Source organism: Caballeronia insecticola (assembly GCF_000402035.1).
Lineage (GTDB): Bacteria > Pseudomonadota > Gammaproteobacteria > Burkholderiales > Burkholderiaceae > Caballeronia > Caballeronia insecticola.
Map to the genome: position 1 here is coordinate 1,803,793 of NC_021287.1, position 19,041 is coordinate 1,822,833.

Sequence of the window (19,041 nt, forward strand, 5' to 3'; positions counted from 1 at the left end):
GGAACGTGCGCAAAGTACGATAAGATTGAACTCCTTCCCCACACGGCGCATCTTACTTGCCCCGTGTCTTCTTAGCGCCAGACTTGATGGATAGTAACTACGCACCGCGCCGGCTTCTGCGGCTCGTCGGCCGGTTGGCGGTATGCGCGTCGTTGGCATGCGCGGTATCCGCTTTTGCCGATTCGCTCGACGAGCGCAATGAACTGATTCACCACTTCGTCACCGATTACAACGCCAATCCGCTGGTGGCAGACTGCGCCGCGCACGGCAATTTCATCGCCAGCACATCGACGGCATTCGATCACGTCGAGTTTCCGCCCGAATCATTCGACGCATCGCATTCCGCGATTGAACCCTGGAACGATTCGTTCGACGATAAGAAACAGCGCATCAAAGTGGACAATGTCGTGACGGTCGAAGGTCAAGGCATGCCGAAGAGCAATGAGCGCGATCCCGCGCCGCTCAAATTCCGCTGCGGCTATGTCGGCAGCCAGTTGCTTGCGTTCGGCTGGAACGATCCGGTGCCGCCCCTGCGCGCACAGTCGCACACCAGCGCGCACACCACCACGAAGGGCAAGCACGCCGCAAAGACCAAGTCATCGTCGGGCAAGGCTTCGTCGGGCAAGACGAAGAGCACGGCCAAGTCGGGCAGCGCAACGAAGTCGACGAAGAAAACCAGCAAGAAGCACTGAGCCGTGCTTTCCTGAAGCGGCGGCACAGCGAACAAGAAAAGGGCGTGGTCACTCGACGTGACCACGCCCTTTTTGCATCTTAGGCGCGCGCTCTGCGTTTAGGCAGCGAAGGCCTGCAGATGCCACAAAATCGCCTGCAGCATCGACGCGCCGAGCGCCGCGCTGCGCTCGCCGTTCCAGCCGACGCGTTCATCAGGCAGATTGGCGTTGTCCTTGAACGGCATCTCGAGCGTGAGCGACAGGCACTTGTATTCGTTGCCGATGTACTTCGACGCGAGCTTGAGCGCATCCGTCTGATACTTGCTCGCTTCGTAGCCGTGCACGTCCTGGAAATCCGGACTCGCCTGCTTGAAGAAATCGACGAACGCCTTCTGCTGCTTCGCCTGCTCGCCGGTAAAGCCCGGCAGCATCTCGGAGCCCGCGACGAACACGTACGGAATGGCTTCGTCGCCGTGGATATCGAAGAACAGATCGCAGCCGGTGTCCTCGATCGCCTCGCGCACGAGCAGCACCTCGGGGCTGCGTTCGGCGCTCGGCTCCATCCACTCGCGGTTCAGATTCGCGCCTGCCGCGTTGGTGCGCAGATTGCCGAGGACGCTGCCATCGGGATTCATGTTCGGCACGATATGGAACACGGCCCGCTCGAACAGCAGGCGCGCGACGGGGTCGCCCGCCCAGTCGCCGAAGCCCGCGAGACGCTTCACGAGCCCTTCGACGAACCATTCCGCCATCGTCTCGCCGGGATGCTGGCGCGCGATGATCCAGATTTTCTTCTTCGGTGCGGCGTCGCCGAAATCCGGCAGGCCGAGCGTGAGCACTGACATCGGCCGGCCCTGCACCGTGCTGCCGAGTTCGGTCAGCGTTGCGAGCGGAATCTGCTGCACCGCGCCGAGAAACTCCGAATGCCGCTCTTCGCTGTACGGCTCGAAGTACGCGTAGTAGATGCGGTCGAAGTCGGGCGTGTGGTCGATCGTCATCACCTGGCCATCGTATTCCGTCGACACGCGGAACCAGTTCACGCGGTCATAGCTCGCGACCGCTTCATAGTCGCGCCAGCCTTCCGGGAACGCGCACTGCGCCGCGTTTTCGAATGTCATCACGAGGCGTTCGCCGCGCGCGCCCGACACGCGGAAATAGAACCATTGCGCGAAGTCCGCATGCGAATCGGGGCGAATGCGCAGGCGAATGTCTTCGGGATCGTCGGCCTGTACGACTTCGATCGCGCCCGCGTCGAAGTTGCTTGAAATGGAGAGTGTCATCGTCGTTTCCTTGCTTTCGTATTCCCGTGCCTCAGTCCGCGACGCGGCGGCGAAACACGTATGTCGTATCGTTCGACGCCTTCGCGTCGAACCGGTAGCCTTCGCTGTCGAAGCCCTTGAGCGCCTCGGGTTCGTCGATGCGGTTCTCGACCGCATAGCGCGCCATCAGGCCGCGCGCGCGCTTCGCATGAAAGCTGATGATCTTGTAGCGCCCGCCCTTCCAGTCCTCGAACACGGGCGAGACGACCGGCGCCGCGAGCAGCTTCGGCTTCACTGCCTTGAAATATTCTTCCGATGCGCAATTCACCAGCACGCGCGCACCGCGCTGCTTTTTCAACTGTTCGTTCAGCGCCGCCGTGATGCGCTCGCCCCAGAAAGCGTACAGATCCTTGCCGCGCGGGTTGGGGAATTTCGTACCCATTTCCAGCCGATACGCCTGCAACAGATCGAGCGGGCGCAACAGACCGTAGAGTCCCGAGAGCACGCGCACATGGTTCTGCGCAAAGTCGAGATCGCTTGCTGATAGCGTTTTTGCGGCAAAGCCGCCGTACACGTCGCCGTCGAAGGCGAGCACCGCCTGCTTGGAATTGTGCGCGCCGAAAGTCGTCGACCAGTCTGCGAAGCGCTGAAAATTCAGCGCCGCAAGCTGATCGGAAATACCCATCATGCCGCCGATCTGCTGCGGCGACAGCGTGCGCAGACCGTCGATCAATTCGGCGGCGTCATCGACGAACTGCGGCAGCGTGTGCTTCTTGAGATGCGCGGGGGTCTCGTAGTCGAGCGATTTCGCGGGCGAGAGAACGATTATCATGGAGGCTCGCCGGCACGCCGCCGGCGATCATTGGAACAAACCCCCGATTGTATCGAATGGAAAATTCCGCCGCGCCCTCGCCGTCGGTACGCGTGGTGCTCGATTCGAATGTATGGATCGACATCCTCGTATTCGACGATCCCGCCACGCGCCCGATTCACGCGGCTCTGCAAGCGCGCACGCTGGAAGCGCTGATCGACGCGCGCTGCCTCAACGAGCTGACGCATGTGCTCGACTATCCGCAATTCGTCCGCATGGACGTCGACAAGACGGCCGCGCTCGCCACCGTCGCGCGGCTCTCGACGTTAGTCGTCGCAAGCCCGCCGGACGACGCGCGTCCGCTGCCCAAATGCCGCGATCGCGACGATCAAAAATTTCTCGAACTCGCCCATGCATCGGGCGCTGCGTGGCTCGTGTCGAAGGATCGCGCAGTGCTGAAACTGGCGCGCCGCGTCGCGCGCGATTTCGCGTTTCGCATCGCGGAGCCGAAGCCGTTCGTCGTCGAACTGGAGATACAGGAATCCCGCGTGAATCCCCTATAAGCCCGCTTCTCGCGGCCGACGCCTGATGCTGTCATAAAATAACCGCGCGCCACACTCCACGCCCAACTCATCATGAACGCCACGCACGAACTGCCGCCGACACCGCCCGAACTCGCCTTTGCGTCGCGTCTGCCCAATGTGGGCACGACCATCTTCACCGTGATGAGCGCGCTCGCCGCGCAGAAAGGCGCGGTGAATCTCGGTCAGGGTTTCCCCGATTTCGACTGCGATGCGCGCATCGTCGATGCCGTCGCCGACGCCATGCGCGATGGCCACAATCAATATCCGCCGATGGCCGGCGCCGCGCCGCTGCGCCAGGCGATCGCGCGCAAGATCGACGCGCTCTACGGCCGCACCTACGACGCCGATCGCGAGATCACCGTGACCGCCGGCGCCACGCAGGCGCTGCTCACGGCCGTGCTGTGCTGCGTGCATCCGGGCGACGAGGTGATCGTCATCGAGCCGATGTACGACAGCTACGTGCCGTCGATCGAACTAGCGGGCGGCAAGCCCGTGTTCGTGTCGCTGGAGGCGCCCGATTACGCGCTGCCGTTCGACAAGATCGCCGCCGCGATCACGCCGAAGACGCGCCTTCTGATGATCAACACGCCGCACAATCCGACCGGCCGCGTGTGGCGCGCAGAGGACATGAGGAAGCTCGAAGAGATCGTGCGCGATACCAACGTGCTGATCGTCTCCGACGAAGTCTACGAGCACATGGTCTACGACGGCGCGCCGCACGAGAGCGTGTCGCGCTATCCGGAACTGGCCCAACGCAGCTTCGTCGTGTCGAGCTTCGGCAAGACTTTTCACGTGACGGGCTGGAAAATCGGCTACGTCGCCGCGCCCGCCGCGCTGACCGCCGAGTTCCGCAAGGTGCATCAGTTCAACGTGTTCACCGTGAACACGCCGATGCAGGTCGGCCTCGCGCAATATCTCGACGATCCGCGGCCGTATCTCGACCTGCCCGCGTTCTATCAGCAGAAGCGCGATTTCTTCCGCGCGGGTCTCGCGAACACGCGCTTCTCGCTGCTGCCCTGCGACGGCACGTATTTCCAGTGCGTCGATTACTCGGCGATCAGCGACATGCCCGAAGCCGACTTCGCGCAGTGGCTCACGAGCGAAATCGGCGTGGCCGCGATTCCGGTGTCGGCGTTCTATCACGAGAGCCATGAATCGGGCGTCGTGCGCTTTTGCTTTGCGAAGAAGGAAGAAACGCTCGCGCTCGCGCTCGACCGTCTGTCCAGACTCTGAGCGACGGCGCGTCCGCCGGGCCGCATCCGGGCCGCATCCTTGAGGAGCAGTAGCGCAACATGAGTCAGCACGAATACAGGATCGAGACGCTCGGCATCGTAGGCAGCGGCGCGATGGGACGCGGCATCGCGCAGATCGCGGCGCTCGGCGGCCTGAACGTCTATCTCTACGACACCAACCCGCAGGCGCTCGCCGCCGCACGCGCGTATCTCGCGGAGACGCTCGCGAAGCTCACGGCCAAAGGCAAGCTCAAGGAAGCCGACGCGCACGCGGCGCTCGCGCGCATCCGCGACGCCGGCGACACGAGCGAGCTGTCCGGTTGCGATGCCATCGTCGAGGCGATCGTCGAGAATCTCGACATCAAGCGCGAGCTGTTTCGCGAGCTGGAAGCGGTCGTCGGCGAAGACTGCATTCTGGCGTCGAATACGTCTTCGCTGTCGATCACCGCGATCGCCGCGGGTTGCGCGCATCCCGGCCGCGTCGCGGGCTTTCACTTCTTCAACCCGGTGCCGCTGATGCGCGTGGTCGAAGTGATCGACGGCCTGCGCGGCGACCCGCGTGCCGGCGACGCACTCATGGACCTCGCGCGCCGCATGGGCCACACGCCGGTGCGCGCGAAGGACATGCCGGGCTTCATCGTCAATCACGCCGGGCGCGGCATGAACACCGAAGGCTTGCGCGTGGCGAGCGAAGGCGTCGCGAGTTTCGCGGACATCGACCGCATCATGCGCGAGCAGGCAGGCTTCCGCCTCGGTCCGTTCGAATTGCTCGACCTCACCGCGCTCGACGTCTCGCATCCGGTGATGGAATCGATCTATCACCAGTTCTATGAAGAGCCGCGCTTCAAGCCCTCGCCGATCACGGGCACGCGCTTGGCGGGCGGACTTATCGGGCGCAAGGCGGGCGAAGGGTTTTATCGCTATGTCGACGGCAAGCAGCAAGTGCCCGAAGAAACGCCCGCGCCCACGCAACTGCCGGCGCACGTGTGGATCAGCCGCGCGTCGCCCGCCGGGCGCGAGCAGGTGCTGAAGCTCATCGCCAAAAGCGATGCGGCGTGTCATATCGATGCGGGGCACACACCTGCGCCGGATTCGCTGATCGTCGTCACGCCGCTCGGCTCCGACGCAACGACGGCCGCGCTCGCCGAGCATCTCGATCCGGCGCGCGTCGTCGCCATCGACACACTCTTCCCGCTCGACAGCGTTGCGCGCCGCACGATCATGACGACGCCCGCGACCACGCCCGCCATGCGCGATGCCGCGCACGCGCTGTTCGCCGCCGACGGCGTGCCCGTCACCGTGATCCGCGATTCGACCGGTTTCGTCGCGCAACGCGTCGTGGCGACGATCGTGAATATCGGCTGCGATATCGCGCAGCAAGGCATTGCGACACCCGAAGATATCGATCTCGCCGTGACGCTCGGCTTAGGTTATCCGCGCGGCCCGCTCGCGCTCGGCGATGCGCTCGGCGCGATGACTATCCTCACGATTCTGCGCAACATTCACGACGTGCTCGGCGATCCGCGCTACCGGCCGTCGCCTTGGCTCGCGCGGCGCGCGCAGCTCGGACTTTCGCTTACCCATATCGAGGAGCTCAGATGAGCGCCGAACTACTGACAGACCGTCCCGCGGGCAGCGACACCACGCTCGTGCTGAAGCTTTCCAATCCGGGCGCGCGCAACGCGCTGCATCCGGACATGTACGCCGCCGGCATCGAGGCACTCGACACGGCCGAGCGCGACGACACCGTGCGCGCGATCGTGCTGACCGGCGCGGACAACTTCTTCTGCGCGGGCGGCAATCTGAACCGGCTGCTCGAAAACCGCGCGAAGGACCCGTCCGTGCAGGGCGAAAGCATCGACCTGCTGGCCGAATGGATCAGCGCACTGCGCGCATCGACGAAACCGATCATCGCGGCCGTCGAAGGCGCGGCGGCCGGCGCGGGTTTTTCGCTCGCGCTCGCGTGCGATCTGATCGTCGCCGCCGACGACGCCCGCTTCGTCATGTCGTATGCGCGCGTCGGCCTCACGCCCGATGGCGGCGCTTCGTGGTTTCTCGCCCGCACGCTGCCGCGCACGCTCGCGAGCGAAGTGCTGCTCGAAGCGAAGCCGATCGGCGCAGCGCGGCTGCATGAAGTGGGCGTCGTCAACCGGCTGACGAAGAAAGGCATTGCGCTCGATGCGGCCATCGCGTGGGCCGACGATCTCGGCAGCGTGTCGCCGAAAGCGATGGCGCGCATCAAGTCGCTCATCAACGCGGCCGAGGGGCAGTCGCTCGCCGCGCATCTCGATATGGAGCGCGACAGTTTCGTCGATGCGCTGCATCACGGCGACGCGCTCGAGGGCATCACGGCGTTCCTCGACAAACGCCAGCCGAACTATCGCTGACCGATGGCTCACTACGAACTGCCGAAGCGGCGTCGCATCTTTCTGATGCGGCATGGCGACGTCACCTATTTCGACGACAGCGGCCGCGCGATCGATCCCGAAAGCGTGCCGCTTAACGAACGCGGACGCGCGGAAGCGAGCGCGGCGGGCCGCGAATTCGCCGCGCAGAAAGTGCGTTTCGACCGCGTGATCGTGAGCGGCTTGCCGCGCACGGTCGAGACCGCGCAACGGGTGCTCGACGCAACCGGCCAGAAGATCGACATCGAAACGTGGCCCGAGTGGCAGGAAATACGCGGCGGACGGCTCGCGAATCTCACGGCCGCCGATATCGAGCGCGCGTTTCTCTCGGTGTTCGACGGCGTCGTGCCGGAGGAGACACAGTTCCTCGGCGGCGAGACCATCGGCCAGTTGCTCGATCGTGCGCTGCCGGCGCTCGAACGTCTGCGCGCGGATCGTTTGTGGGATACGGTGCTGCTCGTGCTGCACGGCGGCGTCAATCGCGCGCTGCTCTCGCATGCGATCACGGCGGGCGGACGAGCGTTCTTCGGCCATCTGTCGCAGGCGACGGGCTGCATCAACGCGCTCGATGCCGGCGACACACCCGGCGACTGGATCGTGCATGCGATCAATCATTCACCGCCCTCGCCGCTGCACATCGAGGTCCGCAACACGACGATGGAACTGCTCTACGCGCAATTCGTCCGCTACAAGGCCGGCGACATGAATTGAATGGTCGCGTCACGTCATGTCGCGCGCCAACCGGAGGAGACAATGCAGGACAAAGAACAGAACCAGCAGTCCGATTTCTCCGCGTTCGAAGGAACGCGTCCCGTGCACGACAAGCAGCGCTTCGATACCGATACGCTCACCGCGTGGCTCGCGAAGAACATCGACGGTTTCGACGGCCCGTTGACAGTCGAGCAGTTCGCAGGCGGCCAGTCGAATCCCACCTTCAAGCTCGTCACGCCGGCGCGCAGCTACGTGATGCGCGCGAAGCCCGGGCCCACTGCGAAGCTGCTGCCTTCCGCGCACGCGATCGAGCGCGAGTTCCGCGTGATGGACGCCCTCGCCTCCACCGACGTGCCCGTCGCCCGGATGCTCGCGTTGTGCGAGGACGAAAGCGTGATCGGCCGCGCGTTCTACGTGATGGCATTCGTCGAGGGCCGCGTGTTGTGGGACCCATCGCTGCCCGGCATGACGCCCGCGCAACGCGCCGCGATCTACGACGAAACCAACCGAGTCATCGCGGCGCTCCATACGGTCGATGTCGAAGCCGCCGGGCTGTCGAGCTACGGCAAGCCGGGCAATTACTTCGAGCGTCAGATCGGACGCTGGAGCAAGCAGTATGTCGCGTCGCAGACGGAGCCGATCGACGCGATGGATCGCCTGATCGAATGGCTGCCGCGGCATATCCCGGCATCGCAAGACGCGAAAGTCAGCGTCGTGCACGGCGACTTCCGGCTCGACAATCTGATCTTTCATCCGCACGAGCCGCGCGTGCTCGCCGTGCTCGACTGGGAACTCTCGACGCTCGGCGACCCGCTCGCCGACTTCGCGTATCACTGCATGGCGTGGCATGTCGATCCGTCGCAATTTCGCGGCATCGCCGGACTCGACTGGGCCGCGCTCGGCATCCCCGAGGAAAGCGCGTACGTCGCGCGCTACTGCGAGCGCACGGGCTTGTCGATCGAAGGCGACTGGAACTTCTATCTCGCCTACAACATGTTCCGCATCACGGCGATTTTGCAGGGCATCATGAAGCGCGTCGTCGATGGCACGGCGGCGAGCGCGCAAGCCATCGACGCGGGACGGCGCGCACGCCCGATGGCGGAGCTCGCCTGGGTGTACGCGCAAAAAGTCGGCCGATAAGAAGGAGAGCCACGCATGAACTTCGATTACACGCCCAAGGTGCACGCGTTGCGCGAGAAACTGCTGGCCTTCTTCGACGCCCACATTTACCCGAACGAGCGCGCGTTCGCGGCCGAAATCGCAAAGAATCGCGCGGCGGGCAACGCGTGGATTCCTACGCGCCTGATCGAAGACCTGAAAGAGCAAGCGCGCGCCGCAGGACTGTGGAATCTGTTTCTCCCGGCGTCCGGGCGCGGCGCGGGCCTGACGAATCTCGAATACGCGCCGCTGTGCGAAATCATGGGCCGCGTGCCGTGGGCGCCGGAAGTCTTCAACTGCAGCGCGCCCGATACCGGCAACATGGAAACCATCGAGCGCTACGGCACCGATGCGCAAAAGGCCCAATGGCTCGAACCGCTGTTGCGCGGCGAGATCCGCTCGGCGTTTCTGATGACGGAGCCGGAAGTCGCGTCGTCGGATGCGACCAACATTCGTTGCAGCATCGTGCGCGATGGCGACAGCTATGTCATCGACGGCCACAAGTGGTGGTCATCGGGCGCGGGCGATCCGCGCTGCAAGGTCTATATCGTGATGGGCAAGACCGACCCGCAAGCGCCGAAGCACGCACAGCAATCTATGATTCTGGTCCCCGCCGATGCGAGCGGCATCACCGTGCACCGGCCATTGAACGTGTTCGGCTACGACGACGCGCCGCACGGCCACATGGACATCACGCTCGAGCACGTCCGCGTGCCGGCGACGAACATGCTTCTTGGCGAAGGCCGCGGCTTCGAGATCGCGCAGGGCCGGCTCGGGCCGGGCCGGATTCACCATTGCATGCGTCTCATCGGCCTCGCCGAACGCGCGCTCGAACTGATGACGAAGCGCACGCTCGAACGCGTCGCATTCGGCAAGCCGATCGCGCAGCACGGCGTGACGCAGGAGCGCATCGCCGAGGCACGCATCATGATCGAACAGGCGCGGCTTCTGACGCTCAAGGCCGCTTACATGATGGACACCGCCGGCAACAAGGCCGCGCGCGGCGAGATCGCGATGATCAAGGTCGTCGCGCCAAACGTCGCGTGTCAGGTCATCGACTGGGCGATTCAGGCGCACGGCGCAGGCGGCGTCTCCGACGACTTTCCGCTCGCCTATGCCTATGCAGCGGCGCGCACGCTGCGTCTCGCAGACGGCCCCGACGAAGTGCATCGCAACGCGATCGCCAAGCTGGAGATCGGCAAATACGCGGCCGCGCGCGAATGAATCAGAACGTGTGCCGCGTGATGAACTCCGCGACGCACGCGGGCTTGGCGCCGTGCCCGCCTTCGCTTTCGCCCTCGCCTTCGATGGTCACGCGCCACGTCACCTGCACGCTGTCCGCTGTGACTTCCTTCACGTCATCGATTGCAAATATCGCGCGCAGACGCGTACCCACGCGAACCGGCGACATGAACCGCACGCGATTCAGACCGTAGTTCACACTGAGGCGCGCCGTGAGCGGCACGCATTGCGCGAGCCACATCGGCACGAGCGAGAGTGTCAGGAAACCGTGCGCGATGGTGCCGCCGAACGGCGAATCGCGCTGCGCCCGCTCGGCATCGACGTGGATCCATTGATGATCGTCGGTGGCATCGGCGAAGCGGTTCACGCGTGCCTGATCGATCGTCGTCCAGTCGCTTACGTAGCGCGCGACGCCGGCCGCGGCGAAGACATCGGCGGCGCTCGTCAACGATGCCACGCTCATGCTTGCGCGCCCGGATGACGCAGGCCGAACAGCGCCGCGGAGTCCACCGTGAGCACCAGTTCGCCGTTCTGGTTGTGCGCTTCCCAGCGCGTCGAGACGATGCCGCGATCCGGCTTGCTCTTCGACACGCGCTTGTCGAGCACGCGCACCGTGAGCCGCACCGTATCGCCGACGCGCACCGGCTTGAGCCAGCGAATGTTGTCGAGGCCGGGCGAGCCCATGGAGGTCGAATCGGCGATCATGTCGCGCACGAGAATGCCCATCATCGCGGAACAGGTGTTCCAGCCGCTCGCAACCAAGCCGCCGAAATGCGATGCCTCGCCCGCCGCCTCCGACAAGTGGAACGGCTGCGGATCGTAGCGTTCGGCGAAGCCGACGATCTCTTCTCTCGTGAACGTGTGCGCGCTCAGTTGTACCGCGTCGCCGACTTCGAAATCCTCAAAGGCGTATTTCATACGAGGCTCCTCGATGAGCATCAAACTTCGGTGATGGAGAATGCGGGAAGCGAAGCGAAACGCGCGACGTGATGATCGACGCCGCCGGGCATCGTCTCGAACGATAGGCGCTTGTGATGGAGGACTGGGTCGCGCAGTGCGCGCGGGAGCGTGGCTTCGAGCCAGCTACGGACGCCGGCGCGATGGGCGTCGGCGGCGGGAGAAAAACTGAGGTCCATGCGCGGTGTCTCCAGTCATGGCCCGCTTCCGAGCCACGCGAGACGCCGCGCCTCGAACTTACTGCAGCGGCTCTTTCAACGCGTCGGGAACGGGCAACGGCATCACGTCGATTCCTTCTTCGAGCAAGGCATGCGCGTCCTCGGGCGTCGTAACACCGCGAATACTGCGCGCCGGCGCCTCGTTGTAATGAATGCGCCGCGCTTCCTCGGCAAAACGCTCGCCCACATTTTCGGTGTTCTCGATCAGCTTGCGCATGAAATGCAGCGCGCGCGCCTGGAGCGCGGCCGGGTCGGGCGACGTCTCCGCCGACTCGGCCTGCGGCGCCGTCTCGCCACGCGCCGACGACAAATTCAGGCGCGGTGCCGACGGCATACGGCTCACATCGGTCGTCGAGCAGGCCGGACACGCGACCAGCTTGCGCGACAACTGCGACTCGAACTCCTCGGTCGAGGCGAACCAGCCTTCGAACCGGTGTTCGTGCGAGCACTTTAAATCGAGGACCTTCATGCTGATGGGCTTCGTTGAAGTTTATCTCAAAATCACATTTTTTGAACGATCGTTCGTAAAAACGTGCGCATACACATGATTCGCGCGAGAAGCGAACCCCTCATTCTAGCCGTTCGGTCAATGGGACGCTTTTCGTGGCCCGAAAACGACAAAGGCGGCCGGGGCCGCCTTTGCACGCTCATCTCATCTTCTGCCTGCCGCGCCGTTCAGCCCTGCGCCGGCGCGCCGAGCGTCCATTCGCCCGAGCGGATCTTTTCCAGCCAGAACACGCCGATGATGGTCTTCACGTCGCTGATGCTGCCGTCCTTCACCCAGCGCATCAGTTGCGCTTCGTCGGCGATGAAGGTTTCGAGGAATTCGCCTTCGTCGAGCCGCGCGTCGCCTGCGGTCAAACCGCGCGCGAGATACAGATCGATGAACTCCGTCGAATACGAAATCACCGGATGGATGCGCGTCAGGAAAACCCATTCGCGCGCCGTGTAGCCCGTTTCTTCCTGCAGTTCGCGCTTGGCGCAGGTCAGCTCGTCTTCGTTCGGATCGAGCTTGCCCGCAGGAAATTCGAGCAACACACGTCCGACCGGATAGCGAAACTGACGTTCGAGCAACACGCGGCCGTCGTCGAAGACCGGAAGGATCATCACCGCGCCGGGATGCTCGACGAACTCGCGCGTTGCGTGCTTGCCGTCGGGCAGTTCGACCGTATCGCGCTTCAGCGTAAGGAATTTTCCCTCGTGCAGCGTGACGCTTTCGACCTTCTTTTCGATGAGGCCGTCGTCGTTATCGGGAAGCGAGGATTGATCTGCCATCTTGAGCCCTGTGCCTTTGAAGCCAACGAGCCGCAAACGGCGGGAAACCGTCAGCGGCGTTTGACGAGATACTGATACGTGAAGCCCGGAAATGCGAACACCACGAAGAGACTGAAGGTGATGGCATAAAACTGCCATCCCTGATCGAACTGGTTGCCGGCGCGCGCTTCGAGCATGAAGCCGAGCGCGCCGACCACGAAGTAAAGAATGACGAGCTCGCCGATCCGCAGCCACGCGTTCTTCTTCGCCGTGCGGTGCCCCGTTGATTCAGCGAGGCGCAGCGGCACGACAGCAAAGAGGCGCTGATTCAGGAACGGTACGTTGGCGCCGACGAGCGCCAACAGCACGATGAACCAACCTGCCGCCGACATTACAGCGGCAGCGTGTGCGAGATCGCTTGCAGGCATGCCGTCATCAGCGGGCCCGGCACGAGACCGAGCACCAGCACGGCGAGACCGTTGAACGCCAGCAGCGAGCGATTCAGGCCGCTGGCGACGATCGGCGATGCATCCTGCGGCGCATCGAAGTACATCAGCTTCACGATGCGCAGGTAGTAGAACGCGCCCACGAGCGAGGTCAGCACGGCGAGCACGGCAAGCCACGTGAGGCCGGCGTTCATCGTTGCTTCGAGCACGGCAAGCTTCGCGTAGAAGCCGACCGTCGGCGGGATGCCGGCGAGCGAGAACATCATGATCATCATGACGAACGCGAACACCGGGCTGCGCTGATTCAGGCCCTTGAAGTCGTCGATCATTTCGGCTTCGAAATCGCGGCGCGCCAGCAGCATGACCACGCCGAACGTGCCGAGCGTCGTGACCAGATAGATGATGCTGTAGAACATCGCCGAGCTGTATGCGTTCGCCGCGCCCGTCAGCTTGCCGTCGACCACGCCGGCGAGCAGACCGAGCAGCACGAAGCCCATGTTGGAGATGGCCGAGTAAGCCAGCATCCGCTTGATGTTCTTCTGCACGATACCCGTGATGTTGCCGACGATCAGCGACAGCGCCGCGAGAATCACCAGCATCTCCTGCCAGTCGACCGCCAGCGGCAGCAGGCCCATCACGAGGAAGCGCAAGCCCCACGCGAACGCCGCGACCTTGGGGCCGCCGCCGGTGAGGAGCGTCATCGCGGTCGGCGCGCCTTGATAGACGTCAGGCACCCACATGTGGAACGGCACCGCGCCCATCTTGAACGCCACGCCCGCGACGATGAAGATCACGCCGAACAGCAGGACTGCGTCGTTGATGCGGCCCGATGCCACCGCCTTGAGCACTTCGTTCAGTTCGAGCGAACCGGTCGCGCCGTAGAGCATCGAGATGCCGTAGAGTAGGAAACCGGACGCGAGCGCGCCGAGCACGTAGTACTTCATCGCCGATTCGTTCGCCTGCGGCGCGTCCTTGCGCAGCGCGATGACCGCGTACAGCGACAGCGACATCAGTTCGAGGCCGAGATACAGCGTGAGGAAGTTATTGCCCGAGATCATCACGCACTGGCCGAGCAGCGAGAACATGCCGAGCAGGAAGAAGTCACCGCGGAACAGGTCGCGATCTTCCAGATACTTGCGCGAGTAGACGATCGACACCGCGTAGCCCAGGCACACCACCGCCTTCATTGCGCTCGCGAACGGATCGACGATGTACATGCGCGTGAAGAAGTAATGCGGCGTCGGATCGAGCGCGGTGAAGGCGAACCACACGCCAACGACGATCGTCGAGACGAGCGCGATCAGATACGTCGTGCGACGGCTCGACGCACCGAAGATGGTGTCGTTCAGCCAGGCCACGACGACCGCAGCCATCAGGATCGCGTCGGGCCAAAGGATACTCATAGAGGCGTTTTGCATGATCTTTTAGTTTCTCCGCACGACGTTACTGAGCCAGCGGCAGCTTCGACTGCGCGACGTGGGAGAGCAGGTTTGCCACGGATGCGTGCATCACGTCGGTAAAGGGCTTCGGATGCAGGCCCATATACAGCGTGAACAACGCGAGCACGGCGAGCATCAGGAATTCGCGCTTGTTGATGTCCTTGAGCTTCGCGACGTGATCGTTCGCGACCGCGCCGAAGTACACGCGCTTGTACATCCACAGCGTATAGGCCGCGCCGAGAATCAGCGTGAAGGTAGCGAGGAAGCCGATCCAGAAGTTGTACTGCACCGCCGCCAGAATCACCATGAACTCGCCGACGAAACCCGAGGTGCCCGGCAGACCGCAGTTGGCCATCGCGAAGAGCATCACGAACGCGGCGAACTTCGGCATGGTGTTCACGACGCCGCCGTAATCTGCAATTTGACGCGAGTGAACGCGGTCATACAGCACGCCGATGGACAGGAACATCGCGCCCGAAACGAAGCCGTGCGAGATCATCTGGATGATCGCGCCTTCGACGCCAAGCTGGCTCGACGGCCCGAACATGAAGAAGCCGAGCGTGACGAAACCCATGTGCGCAATCGACGAATACGCGACGAGCTTCTTCATGTCGGACTGCACCAGCGCGACGAGACCGATGTAGATCACCGCAATCAGCGAGAGCGTGATGACGACCGGCGCCAGGAAGTGGCTCGCGTCCGGCGCGATCGGCAGCGAAAAGCGCAGGAAACCGTACGCGCCCAGCTTCAGCATGATTGCCGCCAGCACGACCGAGCCGCCGGTCGGCGCTTCCACGTGCGCGTCGGGCAACCACGTGTGCACCGGCCACATCGGCACCTTCACGGCGAACGCCAGGAAGAACGCAATGAAGATCAGCACCTGCGGCGTCATGTCCAGCTTGGCCGCCTGCCACGTGGCGAGGTCGAACGTGTGCGTCTGCGTGTACAGGTACAGCAGCGCGATCAGCATCAGCAGCGAGCCCGCCAGCGTGTACAGGAAGAACTTGAACGCCGCGTACACGCGATTCGGGCCGCCCCACACGCCGATGATGATGTACATCGGAATGAGCGTGGCTTCGAAGAACACGTAGAACAGCAGGCCGTCCGCCGTCGAGAACACGCCGATCATGATGCCCGAGAGGATCAGGAACGCGGCCATGTACTGCGACACGCGCTCGGTGATCACTTCCCAGCCGGCGATCACGACGATCACCGTGATGAGCGCGGTCAGCACGACGAACCACATCGATATGCCGTCCACGCCGAGGTGATACGTGATGTTGAAGCGCTCGATCCAGTTCGACTGTTCGACGAACTGCAGCGCGGCCGTCGACGTGTCGAAGCCGGTGATGAGCGGAATCGTGACGATCAGCCCGAGTACCGAGCCGATCAGGGCCACCCAGCGCGCGGGCGCCGGGTTGTGGTCGTTACCTACAGCCAGGACCAGCAAGCCGAAAATGATCGGCAGCCAGATCGCGACACTGAGAATCGGAAAAGAGTGCATAGGTTCCCTCGCCTTATTTGCCGCCGAGCGTCACAAACAGGGTCAAGAGCCCCAACATGCCGATAATCATGGCGAACGCGTAGTGATAGATGTAACCGGATTGAAGGAAGCGGATCACACCGGCGAACCAGCCCATGAACCGCGCACTGCCGTTGACGATGCCGTCGATAACGACCACATCGCCCTCTTTCCACAGACCGCGGCCGATGGCGACCGCGCCCTTCGCGAACACGACCTCGTTGATCTTGTCGCAGTAGTACTTGTTGTCGAGCAGTACGTAGATCGGACGGAAAGTCCGCGCAACGACTGCCGGCAGATCCGGGCGCTTCATGTAGAAGAACCACGCGACGATCACGCCCAGCGCCGCGAGCCACACCGGACCCGGCGTGATGATGCCGTGCAGCGCCATCGCGACCCAGCCGTGGAACTCTTCGGCCATTTCCTTCAGGCCTTCGTGGTTTTCGCCGATGAAGATCACCTTGTCGAACACCACGCCGTGCGAGAAGAAGTCGCCGTAGATCATCGGGCCGATCATGATCGCGCCGATGATGATCGACGGAATCGCGAGCAGCACGAGCGGCAGCGTCACCACCCACGGGCTTTCGTGCGGGATGTGCGGGCCGTGGCCATGGCCGTGGTCGTCATGACCGTGCGAATCGTGGCCGTGGCCATGCGCTTCGGCCTGCCCCATCGGCGAGTCGGGATGCTTCGGACCGCGGAAGCGCTCCGGACCGTGGAACACCATGAAGTACATGCGGAACGAATACAGCGACGTGACGAACACGCTCGCCACCACCGCGAAGTACGCGAAGCCCGAGCCCGCCAGATGCGAGTACTTCACCGCTTCGATGATCGAGTCCTTCGAATAGAAGCCCGAGAAGAACGGCGTGCCGATCAGCGCGAGCGAACCGATCAGCGACGTGATCCATGTGACCGGCATATAGCGGGCGAGACCGCCCATGTTGCGCATGTCCTGATCGTGGTGCATGCCGATGATGACCGAGCCCGCGCCGAGGAACAGCAGCGCCTTGAAGAACGCGTGCGTACCGAGGTGGAACACGGCGACCGGATACGCCGACACGCCCAGCGCGACCGTCATGTAACCGAGCTGCGAGAGCGTCGAATACGCGACCACGCGCTTGATGTCGTTCTGCACGACGCCTAGGAAGCCCATGAAGAGCGCCGTGATCGCGCCGATCACCGTCACGAACGACAGCGCCGCATCCGAATGCTCGAACAGCGGCGACATGCGCGTCACCATGAAAATGCCGGCCGTCACCATGGTTGCCGCGTGAATCAGCGCGGAGATCGGCGTCGGGCCTTCCATCGAGTCCGGCAGCCACACGTGCAGCGGGAACTGCGCCGACTTACCCATCGCGCCGATGAACAGGCAGATACAGGCAACCGTCAGCAGGCCCCATTGCGTGCCGGGGAAGGTCATGGTCGCGAGCTTGTCGCTCTGCGCGAACACGTCGCCGTAGTTCAGCGAACCCGAGAACGCGAGCAACAGGCCGATGCCCAGCAGGAAACCGAAGTCGCCCACGCGGTTCACGATGAACGCCTTCATGTTGGCGTAGATCGCGCTCTCACGCGTGAAGTAGAAGCCGATCAGCAGATACGACACGAGACCCACCGCTTCCCAGCCGAAGAACAGCTGCAGGAAGTTGTTGCTCATGACGAGCATCAGCATCGAGAACGTGAACAGCGAGATGTACGAGAAGAAGCGCTCGTAGCCGACTTCCTCGTCCGCCATGTAGCCGATGGTGTAGATGTGCACCATCAGCGACACGAAGGTCACGATGACCATCATCATTGCCGTGAGGGAGTCGACCAGGAAGCCGACTTCCATCTTCAGCGGGCCGACGTTCATCCATTCGTAGATGGTGGCGTTGAAGCTCGCGCCATGCAGCACGTCGTTGAAGACGAGCGCCGACAGGATGAACGAGACGAAGACGCCGAGGATCGTGATGCGATGCGAGCCCTTGCGCCCTACTATCTTGCCGAAGAGCCCCGCGATCAGCGAGCCCGCAAGCGGCGCGAGCGGGACCGCAAGCAGGAGGTTTTCATTGAGTGTCGTGGACATAACAGCCTAGCCTGAAATTAACCTTTGAGCTGATCGAGGTCCTCGACGTTGATCGTGTCGAGGCTACGGAACAGGGTCACGAGAATCGCGAGACCGATTGCGGCTTCCGCGGCGGCCACGGTCAGCACGAAGAACACGAAGATCTGGCCGTGCACGTCGCCCAGATAGTGCGAGAACGCGACGAAATTGGTGTTCACCGCGAGCAGCATCAGTTCGATCGCCATCAGGATGATGATGATGTTGCGGCGGTTCAGGAAGATGCCGACGATGCTGATCGCAAACAGGATCGCACCGAGCACGAGGTAATGGGCAAGACTCAACATATTCGTATTCTCCTTCGCGCTCAGCCCTTGTTGTCGACCGTGCCCGCGCCGACGTTGCCGGTCACCGCGGGTTCCGTGGAGGCGTCCGGCGCCTCCGTTTCGGACTTCATCTTCACGATACGCACGCGGTCCTGAGCACGCACCTTCACTTGCTGGCTGACGGTCTGCGTCTTCTTGTCCTTCTTGTCGCGGATAGTGAGCGAGATCGCCGCGATGATCGCGACCAGCAGCACCAGCCCCGCGATTTCGAACGCGAAGATGTAATCCGTGTAGATGATCTTGCCGATCAACTGCGTGTTCGGCATGACGCCCGCGCCGCTGACACCGGCACTGACGACCGGCGTGATCGTCGCACCGAAGCCGTGCCACAGAATCAGCGCGGTTTCGATCACGATGATCGCGCCGACCAGGCTCGCGAGCGGCACGAAGCGCTTGAAATCGCGCCGCAGGACATCAATGTTGATGTCGAGCATCATCACGACGAAAAGGAACAGCACCATCACGGCGCCCACGTACACGAGAACCAGCAGGATCGCGAGGAATTCGGCCTGCAGCAGCATCCAGATCGCGGCCGCGTTGAAGAACGCGAGCACGAGAAAAAGCGCGGACGACACCGGGTTGCGCGAGGTGATCACCTTCAGCGCGGACACGGTCAGCAGCAGCGCGAAGATATAGAACAGTACGGTTGTGAATTCCATGATTACCGGTTCATCGTTAGGCCATCATCAGGCATGGTGTGTCGGC

The 19,041-nt window shown here is 63.2% G+C and carries 21 protein-coding genes; 8 read left to right on the plus strand and 13 right to left on the minus strand.

Going from position 1 to position 19,041, the window contains the following annotated elements; all coding sequences use genetic code 11:
• Positions 1-86: 86 nt before the first annotated feature.
• Positions 87-692, plus strand: coding sequence for a BspC domain-containing protein (locus tag BRPE64_RS08285; RefSeq protein ID WP_044041398.1), 606 nt, complete (start codon positions 87-89; stop codon positions 690-692).
• A gap of 98 nt (positions 693-790) precedes the next feature.
• Here BRPE64_RS08285 and BRPE64_RS08290 read toward each other — a convergent pair whose 3' ends face one another.
• Positions 791-1,951: a M14 family metallopeptidase gene (locus BRPE64_RS08290; protein ID WP_016345629.1), complete on the minus strand. Its 1,161-nt coding sequence runs from the start codon at positions 1,949-1,951 to the stop codon at positions 791-793.
• Positions 1,952-1,982: 31 nt separating this feature from the next.
• Positions 1,983-2,762: a peroxide stress protein YaaA gene (gene yaaA, locus BRPE64_RS08295; protein ID WP_016345630.1), complete on the minus strand. Its 780-nt coding sequence runs from the start codon at positions 2,760-2,762 to the stop codon at positions 1,983-1,985.
• A gap of 56 nt (positions 2,763-2,818) precedes the next feature.
• On the opposite strand from yaaA, the gene BRPE64_RS08300 reads away from it, so the two are divergent.
• From BRPE64_RS08300 to BRPE64_RS08330, 7 genes are all read left to right on the plus strand, one after another.
• Positions 2,819-3,304, plus strand: a complete 486-nt coding sequence (locus BRPE64_RS08300; protein WP_016345631.1) for a putative toxin-antitoxin system toxin component, PIN family — start codon at positions 2,819-2,821, stop codon at positions 3,302-3,304.
• 72 nt (positions 3,305-3,376) lie between these two features.
• A complete protein-coding gene (locus tag BRPE64_RS08305; protein WP_016345632.1) occupies positions 3,377-4,558 on the plus strand; it encodes a pyridoxal phosphate-dependent aminotransferase in 1,182 nt (393 codons plus the stop codon).
• 59 nt (positions 4,559-4,617) lie between these two features.
• The gene (locus tag BRPE64_RS08310) at positions 4,618-6,159 is read left to right on the plus strand and encodes a 3-hydroxyacyl-CoA dehydrogenase (protein WP_016345633.1); all 1,542 of its coding nucleotides are present in this window, start codon (positions 4,618-4,620) and stop codon (positions 6,157-6,159) included.
• Positions 6,156-6,944 (plus strand): oxepin-CoA hydrolase, alternative type, encoded by a 789-nt coding sequence (locus BRPE64_RS08315; RefSeq protein ID WP_016345634.1) that lies wholly within the window; start codon positions 6,156-6,158, stop codon positions 6,942-6,944. Before BRPE64_RS08310 ends, BRPE64_RS08315 begins: the two co-directional genes overlap by 4 nt.
• Before the next feature lie 3 nt (positions 6,945-6,947).
• A complete protein-coding gene (locus BRPE64_RS08320; protein ID WP_016345635.1) occupies positions 6,948-7,673 on the plus strand; it encodes a histidine phosphatase family protein in 726 nt (241 codons plus the stop codon).
• 42 nt (positions 7,674-7,715) lie between these two features.
• Positions 7,716-8,813 (plus strand): phosphotransferase, encoded by a 1,098-nt coding sequence (locus BRPE64_RS08325; RefSeq protein ID WP_044042074.1) that lies wholly within the window; start codon positions 7,716-7,718, stop codon positions 8,811-8,813.
• Positions 8,814-8,828: 15 nt separating this feature from the next.
• Complete coding sequence (locus BRPE64_RS08330; RefSeq protein WP_016345637.1) at positions 8,829-10,055, plus strand: acyl-CoA dehydrogenase family protein; 1,227 nt, start codon at positions 8,829-8,831, stop codon at positions 10,053-10,055.
• A 1-nt stretch (position 10,056) separates the two neighbouring features.
• Here BRPE64_RS08330 and BRPE64_RS08335 read toward each other — a convergent pair whose 3' ends face one another.
• The 11 genes from BRPE64_RS08335 to BRPE64_RS08385 form a co-directional block, all read right to left on the minus strand.
• The gene (locus BRPE64_RS08335) at positions 10,057-10,536 is read right to left on the minus strand and encodes a MaoC family dehydratase (RefSeq protein WP_016345638.1); all 480 of its coding nucleotides are present in this window, start codon (positions 10,534-10,536) and stop codon (positions 10,057-10,059) included.
• On the minus strand, positions 10,533-10,991 hold the full coding sequence (locus tag BRPE64_RS08340) for a MaoC family dehydratase (protein WP_016345639.1): 459 nt from the start codon (positions 10,989-10,991) through the stop codon (positions 10,533-10,535). Before BRPE64_RS08340 ends, BRPE64_RS08335 begins: the two co-directional genes overlap by 4 nt.
• 20 nt (positions 10,992-11,011) lie before the next feature.
• On the minus strand, positions 11,012-11,209 hold the full coding sequence (locus BRPE64_RS08345) for a hypothetical protein (protein WP_016345640.1): 198 nt from the start codon (positions 11,207-11,209) through the stop codon (positions 11,012-11,014).
• 58 nt (positions 11,210-11,267) lie between these two features.
• Entirely contained in the window at positions 11,268-11,717 is a 450-nt protein-coding gene (locus BRPE64_RS08350; RefSeq protein ID WP_016345641.1) for a DUF1178 family protein, read from the minus strand.
• Positions 11,718-11,923: 206 nt separating this feature from the next.
• A complete protein-coding gene (locus BRPE64_RS08355; protein WP_016345642.1) occupies positions 11,924-12,523 on the minus strand; it encodes an NUDIX domain-containing protein in 600 nt (199 codons plus the stop codon).
• A gap of 50 nt (positions 12,524-12,573) precedes the next feature.
• Positions 12,574-12,894, minus strand: a complete 321-nt coding sequence (locus tag BRPE64_RS08360) for a DUF2818 family protein (protein WP_016345643.1) — start codon at positions 12,892-12,894, stop codon at positions 12,574-12,576.
• Positions 12,894-14,366: an NADH-quinone oxidoreductase subunit NuoN gene (nuoN, locus tag BRPE64_RS08365; RefSeq protein WP_044041399.1), complete on the minus strand. Its 1,473-nt coding sequence runs from the start codon at positions 14,364-14,366 to the stop codon at positions 12,894-12,896. The genes BRPE64_RS08360 and nuoN overlap by 1 nt, the downstream gene beginning before the upstream one ends.
• 25 nt (positions 14,367-14,391) lie before the next feature.
• Entirely contained in the window at positions 14,392-15,891 is a 1,500-nt protein-coding gene (locus BRPE64_RS08370) for an NADH-quinone oxidoreductase subunit M (RefSeq protein WP_016345645.1), read from the minus strand.
• Positions 15,892-15,904: 13 nt separating this feature from the next.
• Positions 15,905-17,974 (minus strand): NADH-quinone oxidoreductase subunit L, encoded by a 2,070-nt coding sequence (gene nuoL, locus BRPE64_RS08375; RefSeq protein WP_016345646.1) that lies wholly within the window; start codon positions 17,972-17,974, stop codon positions 15,905-15,907.
• A gap of 17 nt (positions 17,975-17,991) precedes the next feature.
• Positions 17,992-18,297, minus strand: coding sequence for an NADH-quinone oxidoreductase subunit NuoK (gene nuoK, locus BRPE64_RS08380; protein ID WP_016345647.1), 306 nt, complete (start codon positions 18,295-18,297; stop codon positions 17,992-17,994).
• 20 nt (positions 18,298-18,317) lie between these two features.
• A complete protein-coding gene (locus BRPE64_RS08385; RefSeq protein ID WP_016345648.1) occupies positions 18,318-18,995 on the minus strand; it encodes an NADH-quinone oxidoreductase subunit J in 678 nt (225 codons plus the stop codon).
• Between the last annotated feature and the right edge of the window lie 46 nt (positions 18,996-19,041).